Origin of the sequence: Micromonospora sp. NPDC092111 (assembly GCF_044755745.1) — a bacterium.
GTDB lineage: Bacteria > Actinomycetota > Actinomycetes > Mycobacteriales > Micromonosporaceae > Micromonospora.
Genome location: NZ_JBIVRQ010000004.1, coordinates 283,901 through 299,972 on the forward strand (window position 1 = coordinate 283,901; position 16,072 = coordinate 299,972).

Annotated in this window: 13 protein-coding genes; 7 read left to right on the forward strand and 6 right to left on the reverse strand. The window is 74.0% G+C overall.

What is annotated here, in order from left to right; translation table 11 throughout:
* Positions 1 to 188: 188 nt before the first annotated feature.
* The 4 genes from ACIQG9_RS11945 to dnaK all read right to left on the reverse strand — a co-directional run bounded on the left by ACIQG9_RS11945 (position 189) and on the right by dnaK (position 4,609).
* Positions 189 to 632, reverse strand: a complete 444-nt coding sequence (locus tag ACIQG9_RS11945; RefSeq protein WP_400400695.1) for a heat shock protein transcriptional repressor HspR — start codon at positions 630 to 632, stop codon at positions 189 to 191.
* A 25-nt stretch (positions 633 to 657) separates the two neighbouring features.
* Positions 658 to 1,845: a molecular chaperone DnaJ gene (gene dnaJ, locus ACIQG9_RS11950; RefSeq protein WP_400400697.1), complete on the reverse strand. Its 1,188-nt coding sequence runs from the start codon at positions 1,843 to 1,845 to the stop codon at positions 658 to 660.
* 82 nt (positions 1,846 to 1,927) lie between these two features.
* The gene (gene grpE / locus ACIQG9_RS11955; RefSeq protein WP_400400699.1) at positions 1,928 to 2,683 is read right to left on the reverse strand and encodes a nucleotide exchange factor GrpE; all 756 of its coding nucleotides are present in this window, start codon (positions 2,681 to 2,683) and stop codon (positions 1,928 to 1,930) included.
* A 48-nt stretch (positions 2,684 to 2,731) separates the two neighbouring features.
* Positions 2,732 to 4,609, reverse strand: a complete 1,878-nt coding sequence (gene dnaK / locus ACIQG9_RS11960) for a molecular chaperone DnaK (protein ID WP_400400701.1) — start codon at positions 4,607 to 4,609, stop codon at positions 2,732 to 2,734.
* Positions 4,610 to 4,819: 210 nt separating this feature from the next.
* Here dnaK and ACIQG9_RS11965 point away from each other — a divergent pair, with 210 nt between their 5' ends.
* Genes ACIQG9_RS11965 through ACIQG9_RS11975 form a run of 3 tightly spaced genes read left to right on the forward strand, consistent with a single transcriptional unit; the run spans position 4,820 to position 9,627 of the window.
* Positions 4,820 to 6,667, forward strand: coding sequence for an ABC transporter (locus ACIQG9_RS11965; protein ID WP_400400703.1), 1,848 nt, complete (start codon positions 4,820 to 4,822; stop codon positions 6,665 to 6,667).
* The gene (locus ACIQG9_RS11970) at positions 6,664 to 8,346 is read left to right on the forward strand and encodes a GTPase (protein ID WP_400400705.1); all 1,683 of its coding nucleotides are present in this window, start codon (positions 6,664 to 6,666) and stop codon (positions 8,344 to 8,346) included. Before ACIQG9_RS11965 ends, ACIQG9_RS11970 begins: the two co-directional genes overlap by 4 nt.
* A 54-nt stretch (positions 8,347 to 8,400) precedes the next feature.
* Entirely contained in the window at positions 8,401 to 9,627 is a 1,227-nt protein-coding gene (locus tag ACIQG9_RS11975; protein ID WP_400400707.1) for a hypothetical protein, read from the forward strand.
* A 46-nt stretch (positions 9,628 to 9,673) separates the two neighbouring features.
* On the opposite strand, the gene ACIQG9_RS11980 is transcribed toward ACIQG9_RS11975, so the two are convergent.
* Positions 9,674 to 10,270: a phosphatase PAP2 family protein gene (locus ACIQG9_RS11980; RefSeq protein WP_400400709.1), complete on the reverse strand. Its 597-nt coding sequence runs from the start codon at positions 10,268 to 10,270 to the stop codon at positions 9,674 to 9,676.
* Between the two features lie 156 nt (positions 10,271 to 10,426).
* The gene (locus ACIQG9_RS11985) at positions 10,427 to 11,356 is read right to left on the reverse strand and encodes a hypothetical protein (RefSeq protein ID WP_400400711.1); all 930 of its coding nucleotides are present in this window, start codon (positions 11,354 to 11,356) and stop codon (positions 10,427 to 10,429) included.
* 495 nt (positions 11,357 to 11,851) lie between these two features.
* Between ACIQG9_RS11985 and pdhA the strand changes: the two genes are divergently transcribed.
* From pdhA to ACIQG9_RS12005, 4 genes are all read left to right on the forward strand, one after another.
* Positions 11,852 to 13,030, forward strand: a complete 1,179-nt coding sequence (gene pdhA / locus ACIQG9_RS11990; protein WP_400400713.1) for a pyruvate dehydrogenase (acetyl-transferring) E1 component subunit alpha — start codon at positions 11,852 to 11,854, stop codon at positions 13,028 to 13,030.
* Positions 13,030 to 14,019 carry an alpha-ketoacid dehydrogenase subunit beta gene (locus ACIQG9_RS11995; RefSeq protein WP_400400715.1) on the forward strand — a complete coding sequence of 330 codons (990 nt, stop codon included), beginning with the start codon at positions 13,030 to 13,032 and terminating at the stop codon, positions 14,017 to 14,019. The genes pdhA and ACIQG9_RS11995 overlap by 1 nt, the downstream gene beginning before the upstream one ends.
* A gap of 5 nt (positions 14,020 to 14,024) precedes the next feature.
* The gene (locus tag ACIQG9_RS12000; RefSeq protein WP_400400717.1) at positions 14,025 to 15,497 is read left to right on the forward strand and encodes a dihydrolipoamide acetyltransferase family protein; all 1,473 of its coding nucleotides are present in this window, start codon (positions 14,025 to 14,027) and stop codon (positions 15,495 to 15,497) included.
* Between the two features lie 219 nt (positions 15,498 to 15,716).
* Positions 15,717 to 15,854, forward strand: coding sequence for a hypothetical protein (locus ACIQG9_RS12005; RefSeq protein WP_168222356.1), 138 nt, complete (start codon positions 15,717 to 15,719; stop codon positions 15,852 to 15,854).
* The last annotated feature ends 218 nt before the right edge of the window (positions 15,855 to 16,072 follow it).

Sequence of the window (16,072 nt, forward strand, 5' to 3'; positions counted from 1 at the left end):
GGGAGCGCGGAAGGCGGAGCGGGGAGCGCGGAAGGCGGAGCGGGGAGCGCGGAAGGCGGAGCGGGGAGCGCGGAAGGCGGAGCGGGGAGCGCGGAAGGCGGAGCGGGGAGCGCGGAACCGGGAGCGCGGAACCGGGAGCGGGGAGCGGGGAGCGGGGAGCGGGGAGCGGGGAACCGACCCGCCCCGGGTCAGCGTTCGGGGTTGCGCCGCGGGCGCCAGACGACCAGCGCCGTCGAGGTGCGGTTCGTCGGCACCAGGTCGCCCCGGGAGAAGCCGCTGGCCAACGCCTCCAGTTCGGCGATCCGCCGGTACGCGGCGTCCAGCTCCGCCTCCAGCCGGGCCACCCGCTGCTGTGCCTGTTCCAGCAGGCGTTCCAGGCCGATGATCCGTTTGACCCCGGCCAGGTTGACGCCCTCGTCCTGGCTGAGCCGCTGCACCTCGCGCAGCAGCACCACGTCCCGCACGCTGTAGCGACGCCCACCGCCGGCCGCCCGGCCGGGCTGCACCAGGCCGAGCCGGTCGTACTGGCGCAGGGTCTGGGGGTGCATCCCCGCCATCCGCGCCGCGACCGAGATCATCAGCACCTTGGCCTCGTAGGCAGGGTCACCCGAACCGACGAACCCGTCCGACATCCCACTCACCTCCGCCGTCCACCGGTCAACCGACCCGACGCACCCGCGCGTCGAGATGTTCCCGGGCCGCCGGCGGCGTGGACCCGGCGAACGACTCCAGGGCCGCCCGGGCCTCGTCCGACAGCGCCGCCGGCACCACCACGTCCAGCGTGACCAGCAGGTCGCCGGCCTGGCCGTCCTTGCGCACCACGCCCTTGCCCCGGGCTCGCAGCACCCGCCCCGACGGGGTGCCCGGCGGGACCCGCAGGGTCACCGCGCCGTCCAGCGTGGGCACCCGCAGGTCGGTGCCGAGCACCGCCTCGGCGAAGGTGACCGGCACGGTCAGGGTCAGGTCGTTCCCGGTACGCCCGAACAGGTCGTCCGGACGCACCTTCACCTGGACGAACAGGTCGCCCGCCGGCCCGCCGCGCTCACCCGGTTCGCCCCGGCCGGCCAGTCGGATCCGCTGGCCGTCGGCCACCCCGGCGGGGAAGCGGACGTTCAGCGTGCGGGTCTTGGTGACCCCGCCGGTACCGTGGCACTCGGGGCACTTCTCCTCGACGACCGTCCCGACGCCCTGGCAGTTGCGGCACGGCTCGGAGAAGCTGAACGAACCCTGGTTGCGGTTGGTCACCCCGGCGCCGTGGCAGATCGGGCAGGTTGTCGGCTGGGTGCCCGGCTTCGCCCCGTTGCCGTGGCAGGTGTCGCAGACCCCCGGCGCGCGCAGGGTCAACGGCAGCGTCACCCCTCGGACCGCGTCGTCGAAGTCGAGCGCGACCTCGGTCTCCACGTCCCGGCCCCGGGCCGCGCCGCGCGGACGCGCCGGACCACCGCCACCGCCCCCACCGCCGGTGAAGATCGAACTGAACAGGTCGGTGAAGCCGCCCCCGCCGAACCGGGCGTCCGTGCCGCCGGCCCCGCCGAAGAGGTCGGAGACGTCGAACGGCGCCCCGCCCGGCTGACCGGCCCCGCGCGCGCCGCGCCGGAACGCGCCCGAGCCGAAGAGCGAGCGCATCTCGTCGTACTCCCGGCGCTTGGCCTCGTCGCCGAGCACCGCGTACGCCTCGGAGACGGCCTTGAACCGCTCCTCGGCCTTCGGGTCACCGGGGTTGTGGTCCGGGTGCGACTCCCGGGCCAGCTTCCGGTACGCCTTCTTGATCTCGTCCGAGGAGGCGGACTTCTCCACGCCCAACGTGGCGTAGTAGTCCTTCTCGATCCAGTCCTTGGAGCTCACCGGTCCACCCCCTTCCGTGAGATGTGGCCCGGTCGCCCCGTCCACCCGGTGCGGGCGGGCGGGGCGACCGGATGGTCGTGCACTATTCCGGGTCGGCGACCGCGACCAGCGCCGGTCGCAGCAGCCGCTCCCCGAGCAGGTAGCCCCGACGCATCACCTGCACGCAGGTCGGCTCGTCGACGTCGGGCGAGGTCTGGTGCGCGACCGCCTCGTGCCGGGTCGGGTCGAACGGGTCGCCCTGCTCGCCGAACGGCGTCAGCCCGAACTTGCCCAGCGCCGTGGTGAGTTGCTCGGCCACCGTGCCGAACGGCCCGACCAGGTCGCCGTGTTCCCGGGCCCGGTCCAGGTCGTCCAGGATCGGCAGCAGCGCGGCGAGCACCGAGCCGACGGCCTGCTCCTGGACCACGCCCCGGTCCCGGTCCACCCGCTTGCGGTAGTTGGCGTACTCCGCCGACACCCGCTGCAGGTCCCTGGTCCGCTCGTCCAGCTCGGCCCGGAGGGCCTCCAGCTCGGCACCGAGCGGGGAGCCGGCCGCACCGCCGTCGACCGGCTGCGCGGGGGCGTCCACCACCGGCGGGCCGGACGGGGGCGGGCCGTCGCCGACGGCGGCCTCGGCCTCGATCTCGTCGACCACGACCTCGGCCTCCTCGACCAGCCCTTCGGCCGGGACGTCCGCCCCGGCGTCGGCGGCGGCCGGTGCCTCCTCGATCTTGCCGATCTTGCGGTTGTCACGGATGACGACCCGCGGCCCGTCGCCAGCGGCCGGCTCGGCGGGCGCGGAGCCACCCGGCGTCGAACCGGAGGCGTCCGGGTCGGCGGCTCGCGGCTTCTCCGTCATAGGACTACCTCGATCCCTTTGCGGTGAGTTCGGGTCGGGGACGAACCGTCACTTCTTGTCCTCGTCCACGATCTCCGCGTCGACCACGTCGTCGGCGCCGCCGGCCTTCGGGCCACCGGCCGCACCGGCACCCGCACCCGTGCCCGTGCCCGTGCCCGAACCGGCCTCGCCCGGCTGCTCCCCCTGGTCGGCCTGCTGCGAGTAGAGCAGCGAACCGGCCTGCTGGGAGACCTGGGCCAGCCGCTCGTGGGCCGCCTTGATCTTCTCGATGTCCTGGCCGCCGAGCGCGCCACGCAGCTCGCCCAGGGCCTCGTTGAGCTGCTCGCGGTTCTCCGAGGGCAGCTTGTCGCCGCTCTCGGCGAGGAACTTCTCGGTCTGCCACTGCAGCGCCTCGGCGACGTTGCGGGTCTCCGCCTCCTCGCGGCGACGCTTGTCGTCGTCGGCGTGCTCCTCGGCGTCCCGGCGCATCCGCTCGATGTCGTCCTTCGGTAGCGAGGAGCCACCGGTGATCGTCATCTTCTGTTCCTTGCCGGTGCCCAGGTCCTTGGCGTGCACGTTGACGATGCCGTTGGCGTCGATGTCGAAGGTGACCTCGATCTGCGGCACGCCGCGCGGCGCCGGCGGGAGGCCGGTCAGCTCGAAGGTGCCGAGCTTCTTGTTGTAGGCCGCGATCTCCCGCTCGCCCTGGAACACCTGGATCAGCACCGACGGCTGGTTGTCGTCGGCCGTGGTGAAGACCTCGGAGCGCTTGGTCGGGATGGTGGTGTTGCGCTCGATGAGCTTGGTGAAGATGCCGCCCTTGGTCTCGATGCCCAGGCTCAGCGGGGTCACGTCGAGCAGCAGGACGTCCTTGACCTCACCCTTGAGCACGCCGGCCTGGAGGGCGGCGCCGACGGCGACGACCTCGTCCGGGTTGACGCCCTTGTTCGGGTCCCGGCCGGTGAGCTGCTTGACCAGGTCGGTCACGGCCGGCATCCGGGTGGAGCCGCCGACCAGGATCACGTGGTCGACGTCGGCGATCTTGATGCCGGCGTCCTTCACGGCCTGCTCGAACGGGCCCTTGCAGCGGTCCAGCAGGTCCTGCGTCATCCGCTGGAACTCGGCCCGGCTGAGCGTCACGTCCAGGTGCAGCGGGCCGGCCGAGCCGGCGGTGATGTACGGCAGGTTGATGTTGGTGGTGGTGGCCGCCGACAGCTCGATCTTGGCCTTCTCGGCCGCCTCGCGGAGCCGCTGGAGAGCCATCTTGTCCTGGGCCAGGTCGATGCCGTGCTCGCCCCGGAAGGTCTTCACCAGGTGGTCGATGATCCGCTGGTCCCAGTCGTCGCCGCCGAGCTGGTTGTCACCGCTGGTCGACTTGACCTCGACGACGCCCTCGGCCAGCTCCAGCAGCGACACGTCGAAGGTGCCGCCACCCAGGTCGAAGACCAGGACGGTCTGCTCCTTGGAGCCCTTGTCCAGCCCGTACGCCAGGGCCGCCGCGGTCGGCTCGTTGACGATCCGCAGCACGTTGAAGCCGGCGATCTCACCGGCCTCCTTGGTGGCCTGGCGCTGCCCGTCGTTGAAGTAGGCGGGGACGGTGATCACCGCGTCGGTGATCTGCTCGCCCAGGTACGCCTCGGCGTCCCGCTTGAGCTTCATCAGCGTGCGCGCCGAGATCTCCTGCGGGGTGTACTTCTTGCCGTCGATGTCGACGGTCCAGTTGGTGCCGATCTCCCGCTTGACCGAGCGGATCGTCCGGTCCGGGTTGGTCACCGCCTGGCGCTTGGCGACCTCACCGACGAGCACCTCGCCGTTACGGGCGAACGCGACGATCGACGGAGTCGTCCGCGAGCCCTCAGCGTTGGCGATGACGGTGGGCTCACCGCCCTCGAGAACGCTGACGCAGGAGTTCGTCGTGCCGAGGTCGATACCGACCGCACGTGCCATCTTCGCTTCCTCGCTTCGTTACGGGTGAGCAGGTCGGAGTGCCTGCCCCGGCGGGTCGCCCGCAGCGACCGCACCACAAGTTGAGTGAACTTGACTCAATAGTGCCACGCCTCGAAAAATCCGCAAGTCGAGGTTGAGCCGACCCGACGCAACCCGACCGTTACTACCGCCTGGTTGTCTTCCCTTGCATCGGTCGGGCACGCTTTAGCGGTGACGACGCATGGCGATCCCGCCACCCGGTCCGGCGCGCCCACCGTCGCCGCCCGCACCGGGCCGTCGGAGACCGACGAGACGCCGCCCGGCCCCACCGGAGACGGCCTGCCCGCCGCCCTCACCGGCCTGCGGGCCGCGATCGGCGCGGCCCGCTTCCCGCTGGCGCTGCCCTCTGCCGAGCCGGCCCGACGCACCGCCGGCGCGCTGGCCGACCAGCTCGACGACTACCTGCTGCCCCGGCTGGCCCGGCTCGACGCGCCGCTGCTGGTGGTCGTCGGCGGCTCCACCGGCGCGGGCAAGTCGACCCTGGTCAACAGCCTGGTGCAGGCCCGGGTGAGCGCCGCCGGGGTGCTCCGCCCCACCACCCGCTCCCCGGTGCTGGTCTGCAACCCCGCCGACGCCGCCTGGTTCCGCCAGGGCGACCTGCTGCCCGGTCTGACCCGCACCAACGAGCCGTCCGAGGATCCGCGCACCCTGCACCTGGTGACCGCGCCCGCCCTCCCACCCGGGCTGGCCTTCCTCGACGCCCCCGACATCGACTCGGTGGTCGACGCCAACCGGGCCCTGGCCGGTCAGTTGCTCGCCGCCGCCGACCTCTGGCTCTTCGTCACCACCGCCGCCCGCTACGCCGACGCCGTCCCCTGGGAGCTGCTGCGCAACGCCCGCTCCCGGGGCGCGGCGATCGCCATGGTGCTCGACCGGGTGCCGCCGGAGGCAGCCGACGAGATCGCCGCGCACCTGTCCGAGATGCTCGCCGCCCAGGAACTCGGCACCGCGCCGCTGTTCGTCCTGCCGGAGACCTGGGTCGACGGGCAGGGCCTGCTGCCCGACCGGGTCACCGCCCCGCTGAGCACCTGGTTCGCCCGGCTCGCCGCCGACGCCGACGCCCGAGCCGCCGTGGTCCGGCAGACCCTCGACGGCGCGCTCGCCTCGCTGCACCCGACCGTGGAGGCGCTCGCCGACGCCGCCGACGAGCAGGTGGCCGCCGCCGACGGGCTGGACGAACGGGTCCGGGCCGCGTACCGGGGGGCGGCGCGGACCGTCGAGCAGGGGCTGAAGGACGGCCGGCTGCTCCGCGGCGAGGTGCTCGCCCGCTGGCAGGAGTTCGTCGGCACCGGCGAGTTCTTCCGGACGCTGGAGGCGCGGATCGGCCGGCTACGCGACCGGCTGGTCGCCGCGGTCACCGGACGGCCCGCCACCCCGGCCGTGGAGCTGCGCAACGCCATCGAGTCGCAGTTGGTCACCCTGCTGCGCGGGGTCGCCTCCGAGGCGGCGGAGAACGCGTACACCGGGTGGAAGGCGCACCCGGCCGGGGCCGCGCTGCTCGAACCGGCGCTCGCGCACCCCTCGGCGGAGCTGCCCGAACGCGCCGAACGACTGGTCCGGGACTGGCAGCGCGGAGTGCTGGAGCTGGTCAGGAACGAGGGCGGCGACCGGCGGTTCGTGGCCCGGACGGCCGCGTACGCGGTGAACGCCACCGGCCTCGCCGTGATGATCGCCGTCTTCGCGTCCACCGCCTTCATCCCCACCGGCCTGGAGGTGGCCACCGGGGCGGGCACCACCGTCGCCGCCCAGGCCGTGCTCCAGGCGATCTTCGGCGACCAGGCGGTGCGTACCCTCGCCACCAGGGCCCGGACCGACCTGCTGAACCGGGTCCGGGCGCTGCTGGACGAGGAGGCGGACCGCTACCTGGCCCGTACCGGGCCCGCCCGACCGGGGGCGGAGGCCGGCGACGGCCTGCGCCGGGCCGCCGGCCGGGTCGAGGTGGCCCGGCACCGCAGCGGCCTCGCCGACCGCGACGGCCGGACCCCACCGGCCCCGACCTCCGAGGACGGCACCCGGTGACCAACATCGTCGGCCGGATGCGCGAGGCGTTCCGGGGCGACCAGCGGGTCGACCCGGACGCCCTGGTGACCCGCCTCGACGCGGTCCGCCGCTTCCTCGACGCGGTGGACGGCCAGGTCCCCGACACCCAACTGGTCAGCGCGCACACCCTGGTCGAGCGGGCCGGTACCCGGCTGGCCCTGTCCCGGGACCACACCGTGGTGGCACTCGCCGGTGCCACCGGCAGCGGCAAGTCCAGCATCTTCAACGCCCTGGCCCAGCTCGATCTCTCCCCGGTCGGGGTGCGCCGCCCCACCACCGGCGTCACGCACGCCTGCGTCTGGGGGCCGCTGGACGGCGGCAACCGGCTGCTCGACTGGGTCGGCGTGCTGCCCCGGCACCGGTTCGTCCGGGAGAGCGCGCTGGACGGCGACGACGAGTCCGCGCTGCACGGGCTGATCCTGCTGGACCTGCCCGACTTCGACTCGGTGCAGCGCTCCCACCGGTTGGAGGTGGACCGGCTGCTCGGCCTGGTCGACCTGGTGGTCTGGGTGGTCGACCCGCAGAAGTACGCCGACCGGGTGATCCACACCAGCTACCTGCGCGAGTTCCACCAGCACCGGGACGTCACGCTGGTCGTGCTCAACCAGGCCGACCGGCTGCCCCCGGCCGAGCTGCCCCGGGTGCTCGACGACCTGCGCCGGCTGCTCGACGCCGACGGGCTGGGCGGGGTGCCGCTGCTGGCCACCACGGCGGTCGACCCGGCCGGGATCACCGGGCTACGGGAGGCGCTGGAACGCACCGTCGCCGAACGGCAGGCCGCGCTGCGCCGGCTCGCCGGCGACGTCGACACGGTGGTGGCCGGGCTGGGCGAGCTGGTCGCCGCCGGGACGCCGAAGGACGCCCCGGACGACGGGACGGTCCGCACGCTGGACCGGGCCCTGGCCGGCGCGGCCGGGGTGCCGTCGGTCGCGGAGGCGGTCGAGGCTGCCTACCGGCACCGGGCCGGCGGGACGACCGGCTGGCCGCTGGTACGGGGCTGGCGGAGGCTGCGGCCCGACCCGCTGCGCCGGCTGCACCTGCCCGGGCCGGCCGCCGATCCGGAGCAGCCGGAGGAGAGCCTGGTCGCGGCGACCTCGGTGCCCGACCCGACGGCCGCCCAGCGGTCCGCCCTCGGGCTGGCCATCCGCGCGGTCGCCGACCGGTCCGGCGGCGAGCTGCCGGCGCCCTGGCCGGCCGCGGTGACCGCCGCCGCCCGGTCCCGGCTGGCCGAACTGCCGGACGCGCTGGACCGCGCGGTGGCCGGCACCGACCTGGGGGTGGACCGCCGGCCCGGCTGGTGGCGGATCGTGGGTGCGCTCCAGTGGCTGGTCACCGTCGCCGCCGTGGCCGGGCTCGGCTGGCTGGTGCTCGGCTACGCGCTGCGCGCCCTCGGGCTGCCGGCGCTGGAGTACCCCCGGGTCGGCGCGGCGCCGTGGCCCACCGTGCTGCTCCTCGGCGGCCTGCTCGCCGGCCTGCTGCTGGCGGCGGCGACCCGACCGGTGATCCGCTGGGCGGCCCGCCGGGCCCGGCAGCGGGCCGAGAAGCGGCTCACCGAGGCGGTCGCCCGGATCGGCACGGAGTACGTCGTCACCCCGGTACGGACCGTCCTGGACCGGTACGCGACCGCCCGCCGGGCGTGGCAGGACGCCGGCCGGTGAATCCCACCGTCGGCACGGGTGTCCGGGCCGGCACGGCGGCGTAGGGTTCGACCCATGGCCACGCCACAGACCCCCTACGACGCGGTGCTCTCCGCTGCCCGCGACGTGACCAGGCTGGACTGCGCGCTCGACGCCGAGATGCTCGGCACCGCGCTGCTGGGCAGCGTCTACGCGATCGCCGAGACCGACCGGGAGACGGCGGTCCGGGACTTCGTCACCGGCTTCCTCGCCGCCACGTCCCGCCGCCGGACGGCCGCCGCCACCACCATCCGCTCGGTCTTCGCCGCGCTGGTCCCGGACGCCGAGGGCGCGGCGAAGGTCCGCCCCGGCAGCCAGGCCCCGGCGTGGTCCGGCCAGCTCGGCCGGGTCCACCTCACCGGCACCTGGTCGTACGGCGACGTGTACGGCGACCAGACCTCCTACCTGGCCACCTTCGCCTACGACGACGAGGTGGGTGGCCCGGAGCACGCCCTGGTGGCGCTGGTCGACCACAACATCGGCATCACCAAGGACGTCTTCGTCGGCGGCCCGGCCGAGCGGATCCTGGAGCAGGTGCGGCAGATGTGCGGCGCCGACGACCTGACCTGGTTCCGGGAGGAGGACCCGGCCCGGATGCACGGCGAGGTGAGCCGGCACCTGGCGGTCACCGACGACCTGGGCGACCTGCCCGCCGAGGGTTCGCTCGCCACCGACCGGGCGCTGGTCGGGGCCCGGCTGGCGGTGCTGCCCGGGGTGCCCGCGGACACGGCCACCTGGGACGCCGAGCCGCTCACCGGCGACGAACGCACCGCGCTGGTGCGCGCCTTCCTGGCCTCCCCGGAGGCGGCCCGGCACGGGCTGGACACCCTCGACGGCGACGCCGAGCTGGCCTCCCTGCACTTCTGCCTGGGGCTGCTCTTCGACCACGCGGCAAGCTTCCCGGACGCCGACCCGCTGCGGTGGAGCCCGGCGGTGGCCGGATTGTTCCTGCTCGACTGGGTGCACCGGCGGGCCGTGCTGGACATGGACGACGCGGCGCTGCTGCCCCGGGTGCTGCGCGCCTGGGCGGCGTTCGCGGCCGGTCGGCGGGGGCTGCCCGAGCGGGCCGCCACGCAGACCGACGAGGCGGTCGAGGAGCTGGTGCCGGAGTTCGCCCGGCTCTACTCGACCGGTGAGCGGCGCAGCCCGGCCACCGCCGCGGTGGCCCAGCTCATGGCCGACGGGGTGGACCCGGACGACCCGGCCGCCCTGGACGCCTGGATCGAGGCCAACCGGCAGCGCCTCGGCGACGACACCCCCTGACCCGGCACCGCCGCACCGGCGGCCCCGCACCGGCGGGCCCCGGATCTCAGGACAGGGCGGCGAACACCACTCCGGCGACCAGACCACCGACCAGACCACCCACCACGACCTGCGCCACGGTGTGGTCGCGCAGCCGTACCCGGGACCAGCCGACCAGGCCGAGCAGCGGCACGCCGAGCAGCATCGACCGGCCGAAGGTGAGCACCAGCACGACCACCGTGCCGGTGGCGACCGCGGAGTGGATGGACATCTTCCACCAGTGGCTCACCGACACCGCCACGACCAGGCCGACCACCCCGGCGGCGACCAGCGCCAGCACCGGGCGCGGCGCGCCGAGCGCCGCGAGCAGGGCCAGGCCGGCGGCGGCCGAGGCCAGCCCGAGGAGCAGCGGCACCCGGCGCTGCTCGCGGATCCCCACGTGATGGTCGGTGAGCCGGCCACGCCGCACCCCGCCCACGATGTACGCGAAGGGGATGCCGGCGGCGAAGACGGCGGCGAGCAGCGCCCAGGCCAGCCCGTGCGCCCCGCCGGCGCCGTGCCAGCCGATCAGCGCGGTCAGCCCGGTGACCAGCACCACCGGTGCGGTCAGCTCGGTCACCAGCCGGGCCAGCCGGGTCACCGGGCCCGGCGGTGCGACGGCCACGGCGCTCCGGTCGTCGCCGGCCCGTCCCCGGGTGTCCGCCGGCCCGTCGGCACCTCCGTCGCGCGCGCTCAGCGTCCCGCCCCCGATCCCGTACCGCCCGGTTCACGCGTCGGCGTCGTGGCCGACCGTCCGCCGGGGTCGGGACCGCACCACGGTTCAGCCGGCGGCGTCGACCGTCACCGTACCGTCCGGGACGGTGGTGTCGTGGCTGGTCGGCACCGGCACGGCGGGTGCCTGCGGGGCCGGGGCGGGGGCGGTCGCCGGGTGGGCGGCCGGCGTCGACGGGCGGGCGGGGACCGGCCGGGGGCGCGGCACCGGGCGGGCGGTGGCCGGCGGGCGTGGTGACCGGGTGGGGATCGCGGTCGCGGTGGCCCGGGGGCGCGCGGTGGGCACCAGGGTGACCGTGACGGTGGGCCGCGGGGCGGCCGTCGGCGTGGGCTCGGGGGCGGCGGTCGGCGTGGGCTCGGACGTGCTGGTCGGTGCGGCCGTCGGGGAGTCGGTCGGGGTGGCCGTCGGCGACGGGTCCGGCGGTGGTTCGGAGAAGGTGCTCGTCGGCCCGGCGGTCGGGCTCGGGTCGACGCTCGGTGAGCCGGAGGGGGTGGGACGCGCCGGGGGGGTCGGGGCGGAGGTGCGGCGGATCGGCCGGGGCGTGACGGCGGGTGCGGGAGGCGGCGGTGGGGGACGGTGGGCGGAGCCGGTGTCGGAGCCGGCCGGCATCGGGGCGGCGACGGCGGGCGGGGACGGCGGGCCGCCGCCCGGGGCCACGGCCGGACCGGACGGCGGGAGCGCCGGCTGGCCGGTGGCGGGCACCGGGACGACCACCGGTCCGACGGACGGGGTGGGCAGGAACGGGGTCTGGCCGTCCGGCAGCGCGGTGCTGCCCACGGTGGCCGAACCGGCGCTCATCGCGGCGAGGATGGGCATCGAGGCGGTGCCGGCGAGCAGGGCGACGGTGAACAGGTAGCCCCGGTTCTGGACGAGCGACCCGGGGGCGCGGTGCACACCGATCACCCGCCGGTAGCCGCCCCCGCCGGCCCGGTGCCGGCCGAGCAGTGGAGCGGGAGGACCGTCACCTGGCTCGGACACCGCAGAACTCCCTCGTCACTCTTGGAAAGGATCGTCGACGGCCGGCACCGTCCAAACGGACAAAGCAGTGCAAATGCCCAGCCGATACCGGTCAGCTTGACCCAGTTGCGCTCAGTTCACCAGGCACCACAGCGTGTCGACACACAAAATGTCCGTCGGCGTGAATCTTCCAAGCGACAAACACCCCATGCGTCGCTAAGCAGACCGAACGTCGCTGGTGGGGAGGCCATACTGTGGGCCCGCTCACCCCCTCTGCAATCATTCAGGCACGACGGCAACGCAGCCGCACCTGCGCGCACCCCGTGGCAGGCGTGGTTGGTCGCCGACGCTCCCGAACCGGGTACCGACCCATGGATCCGGCTCAGGCCGCGCGGCAACCCTCACCGGGGCTAGGCACGGCTGCCAGCAACCAGCCCGGCAACAGCCGGGCCGGCGCACGTTGTGCGCGGACGGGTGACCCCCCGGCTCCGGCACAGACACGACAGGGAGAGACGGATGGCAAAGGGCGACCCCGCGGTCACCAGCCGCGGCCGGCGAGCCGCACCCCGGTCCAGGCGAGCCGCCACGGCGGGCGAGCCGGAGCTCGTACAGTTGCTCACGCCCGAGGGCGAGCGCATCGAGAGCGCGACCGGCCCGGACGGCACCGAGTACCGCGTCGACTTCACCGACGAGGAGTACCGCGGCCTCTACCGCGACCTCGTCCTGGTCCGCAAGCTCGACGCCGAGGCGACCGCGTTGCAGCGGCAGGGCGAGCTGGGCCTCTGGGCCAGCCTGCTCGGTCAGGAGGCGGCGCAGGTCGGCTCCGGGCGGGCACTGCGCAGCCAGGACATGGCCTTCCCGACCTACCGGGAGCACGGCGTCCTCTACTGCCGGGGCATCGACCCGATCATGCCGCTCGGCCTGTTCCGCGGCGTCGACCAGGGCGGCTGGGACCCGAACGAGTTCAAGTTCAACATGTACACGATCGTCATCGGGGCGCAGACCCTGCACGCGACCGGCTACGCCATGGGCGTCACCATGGACGGCCGGACCGGCGGCGAGGACGGCGAGGCGGTGATCGCCTTCTTCGGCGACGGCGCCACCAGCCAGGGTGACGTCAACGAGGCGTTCGTCTGGGCCAGCGTCTTCAACGCCCCGCTGGTCTTCTTCTGCCAGAACAACCAGTACGCCATCTCCGAGCCGCTGGAGCGACAGACCCGCGTCCCGCTCTACCAGCGGGCCGGCGGCTTCGGCTTCCCCGGCGTCCGGGTGGACGGCAACGACGTGCTCGCGTCGTACGCGGTGACCCGGCACGCGCTGGACAATGCCCGGCTCGGCCAGGGCCCCAGCCTGATCGAGGCGTACACCTACCGGATGGGGGCGCACACCACCTCCGACGACCCGACCCGGTACCGGATCGCCAGCGAGGTCGAAGCCTGGCAGGCCAAGGACCCGATCGCCCGGATGAAGGCGTTCCTGACCAAGCAGAAGATCGCCGACGAGACGTTCTTCGCCGAGGTCGACGAGCAGGCCCGCACCGAGTCGGTGCACCTGCGCGAGCGGGTGCTCGCCATGCCGAACCCCGAGCCGGTGACGATGTTCGACCACGTCTACCCGAACGGGTCCCCCGAGCTCGACCAGCAGCGGGCGCAGTTCAGCAGGTACATGGAGTCGTTCGAGGGGAGCGCCCACTGATGGCCACGGAGACGCTCACCCTCGGCAAGGCCCTCAACACCGGCCTGCGCAAGGCCCTGGAGAACGACCCGAAGGTCGTCATCATGGGCGAGGACGTCGGCAAGCTCGGCGGCGTCTTCCGGATCACCGACGGGCTCCAGAAGGACTTCGGCGACCAGCGGGTGATCGACACCCCGCTGGCCGAGTCCGGCATCATCGGCACCGCGGTCGGCCTGGCCATCCGGGGCTTCCGCCCGGTCTGCGAGATCCAGTTCGACGGCTTCGTCTACCCCGCGTACGACCAGATCGTGTCGCAGGTGGCGAAGATGCACTACCGCTCGCAGGGCAAGGTCCGGATCCCGATGGTCATCCGGATTCCCTACGGCGGCGGCATCGGCGCGGTCGAGCACCACTCGGAGTCGCCCGAGGCGTACTTCGCGCACACCGCCGGCCTGAAGGTGGTGACCTGCGCCAACCCGCAGGACGCGTACTCGATGATCCAGCAGGCCATCGCCTCCGACGACCCGATCGTCTTCCTGGAGCCGAAGCGGCGCTACTGGGAGAAGGGCCCGGTCGAGCTGGACGCTCCGCTGTCGGCGGCGCACCCGCTGCACTCGGCCCGGGTGGTCCGCACCGGCACCGACGCCACCGTGCTGGCGTACGGCCCGATGGTGCGGACCTGCCTGGAGGCGGCGACCGCCGCCGCCGAGGACGGCCGGGAGCTGGAGGTCATCGACCTGCGGACGCTCTCCCCGCTGGACCTGACCGCCGCGTACGAGTCGGTGCGGCGCACCGGTCGTTGCGTGGTCGTCCACGAGGCCCCGGGCAACCTGGGCCTGGGCTCGGAGATCGCCGCCCGGATCACCGAGGAGTGCTTCTACTCCCTGGAGTCCCCGGTGCTGCGGGTGACCGGCTACGACACCCCCTACCCGGCCTCCCGGGTGGAGGAGGAGTACCTGCCCGACCTCGACCGGGTGCTCGACGCCGTCGACCGCGCCTTCGGCTGGTGAGCGGCATGTCACGGATCAAGGAGTTCAACCTCCCCGACCTGGGTGAGGGCCTGACCGAGGGCGAGATCCTCGCCTGGCTGGTCAAGGAGGGCGACACGATCGAGCTGAACCAGCCGATCGTCGAGGTGGAGACGGCCAAGGCGGCCGTCGAGATCCCGGCGAAGTGGGCCGGCCAGGTGCGCACGATCTTCCACCCGGAGGGGACCACGGTCGAGGTCGGCACCCCGATCATCGCCATCGACACCGACCCCGGTGCCGGCCCGATCGAGGAGTCGACGACCGGCGCACCGGCGTCGGCGCTGCCCGCCCCGTCGGCGGCGTCGCTGGCGGCGGTCGAGGTGGCCCCGGCCGAGGGCGCGGTGGAGCCGGGCCTGATCGGTGGTCCCGCCCCCGGTGGTCGTACCGCCGTGCTGGTCGGCTACGGCCCCCGCACCACGGCCGCCAAGCGTCGCCCGCGCAAGGGCGACGCCCCGGCCCGGTCGGCGCCGCCTCCGGCCGCGCCGGTCCAGGCCGCCCCGCCCGCACCCGCGCCGGTCGCCCCGGCGTCGCCGGCTCCGGCGGCCCAGGGCAACGGGCGGGCCGGCGGGCCGGTGCTGGCCAAGCCGCCGGTACGCAAGCTCGCGAAGGACCTCGGCGTGGACCTGACCACGCTGACCGGGTCCGGGCCGCTCGGCTCGGTCACCCGGGAGGACGTACAGCGGGCGGCGAGCGGGACCGCGACGGCGGCCGAACCGCTGACGGCGGTGGCGGCGGCCACCGCCGCCGCGAGCTTCGGTGCGGACCGTGAGCAGCGGATCCCGGTCAAGGGGGTACGGAAGCTCACCGCCGAGAACATGTCCCGCTCGGCGTTCACCGCCCCGCACGTCACGGAGTTCCTGACCGTGGACGTGACCCGGACGATGAAGGCCCTGGAGCGGCTGCGCGGGCGGCGGGAGTGGCGCGACGTCCGGGTCTCGCCGCTGCTGCTGGTCGCCAAGGCGGTGCTGTTGGCGGTCGGCCGCCATCCGATGGTCAACTCGACCTGGGCCGGCGACGAGATCGTGGTCAAGGACTACGTCAACCTGGGCATCGCGGCGGCCACCGAGCGCGGCCTGATCGTGCCGAACATCAAGGACGCCGGCCGGCTCTCGCTGCGTGAACTGGCGGACGCGATGACCGGCCTGGTGCAGACGGCGAAGGCGGGGAAGACCACCCCGGCCGACATGTCCGGTGGCACGCTGACGATCACCAACGTCGGGGTCTTCGGCATCGACACCGGTACGCCGATCCTGCCCCCGGGTGAGTCGGCGATCCTGGCCTTCGGCGCGGTCCGCGAGCTGCCCTGGGTGCACAAGGGCAAGGTTAAGCCGCGCCAGGTCACCACGCTGGGCCTCTCCTTCGACCACCGGATCATCGACGGTGAGCTGGGCTCGAAGTTCCTCCGCGACGTCGGGGACTTCCTGGCCGACCCGGAGGCGGCGCTGCTCGCCTGGACCTGACCGGTTCGACGCCAGCCACGGCCGGTGTGCCACGGGTGAACACCCGGCACACCGGCCGTGACCGTTGGGGGAAGAAAAGCTCTGCCTGAACCCTCGTTCACCTACGATCCTTAGGCAGGTGTCCCAGCTCACCTAATAATCGATGGAAGTTGGCGGTCCGTTGCGGTTAAATAGACGCATCAGGGGCTGACAACCGAATAGCCGGAGGAGAGAACACCCATGAGCATGATCGAGCGAATCCGCACCCGTCGTGACGCCAACCGCCGGGCCCGTGCCATCGAGCACGCGCTGCGTTCCGCCAACTCGCCCGCGGTCCGCGAGGAGATCCTCGCGATCGCCCAGCGTCACATGAGCTGACGCGGCACAGACTTTCCTCACCTCCTCCAGATCGATGACCCGCCCGGGCCCCGGGCGGGTCATCGGCGTTCCTGGCCCGCTGGACCGGGATTCCACCCCGCCGCGACGCCCGGTACGGTGGTCCCGGTCGCCAACCGCCGACCGGGACGCCGATCGCGCCGGATGGAAGCCGATCGACACCATCCGGCGACGCGGAGTGACGGCCGGTGCTCCCCGGG

Excerpts from the sequence above, each read along its gene's own strand:
- ACIQG9_RS11945 (WP_400400695.1), bottom strand. The coding sequence starts at position 632 with ATGTCGGACGGGTTCGTCGGTTCGGGTGACCCTGCCTACGAGGCCAAG.
- grpE (WP_400400699.1), bottom strand. The coding sequence starts at position 2,683 with ATGACGGAGAAGCCGCGAGCCGCCGACCCGGACGCCTCCGGTTCGACG.
- dnaK (WP_400400701.1), bottom strand. The coding sequence starts at position 4,609 with ATGGCACGTGCGGTCGGTATCGACCTCGGCACGACGAACTCCTGCGTC.
- ACIQG9_RS11975 (WP_400400707.1), top strand. The coding sequence starts at position 8,401 with ATGGCCACGCCACAGACCCCCTACGACGCGGTGCTCTCCGCTGCCCGC.
- pdhA (WP_400400713.1), top strand. The coding sequence starts at position 11,852 with ATGGCAAAGGGCGACCCCGCGGTCACCAGCCGCGGCCGGCGAGCCGCA.
- ACIQG9_RS11995 (WP_400400715.1), top strand. The coding sequence starts at position 13,030 with ATGGCCACGGAGACGCTCACCCTCGGCAAGGCCCTCAACACCGGCCTG.
- ACIQG9_RS12000 (WP_400400717.1), top strand. The coding sequence starts at position 14,025 with ATGTCACGGATCAAGGAGTTCAACCTCCCCGACCTGGGTGAGGGCCTG.
- ACIQG9_RS12005 (WP_168222356.1), top strand. The coding sequence starts at position 15,717 with ATGAGCATGATCGAGCGAATCCGCACCCGTCGTGACGCCAACCGCCGG.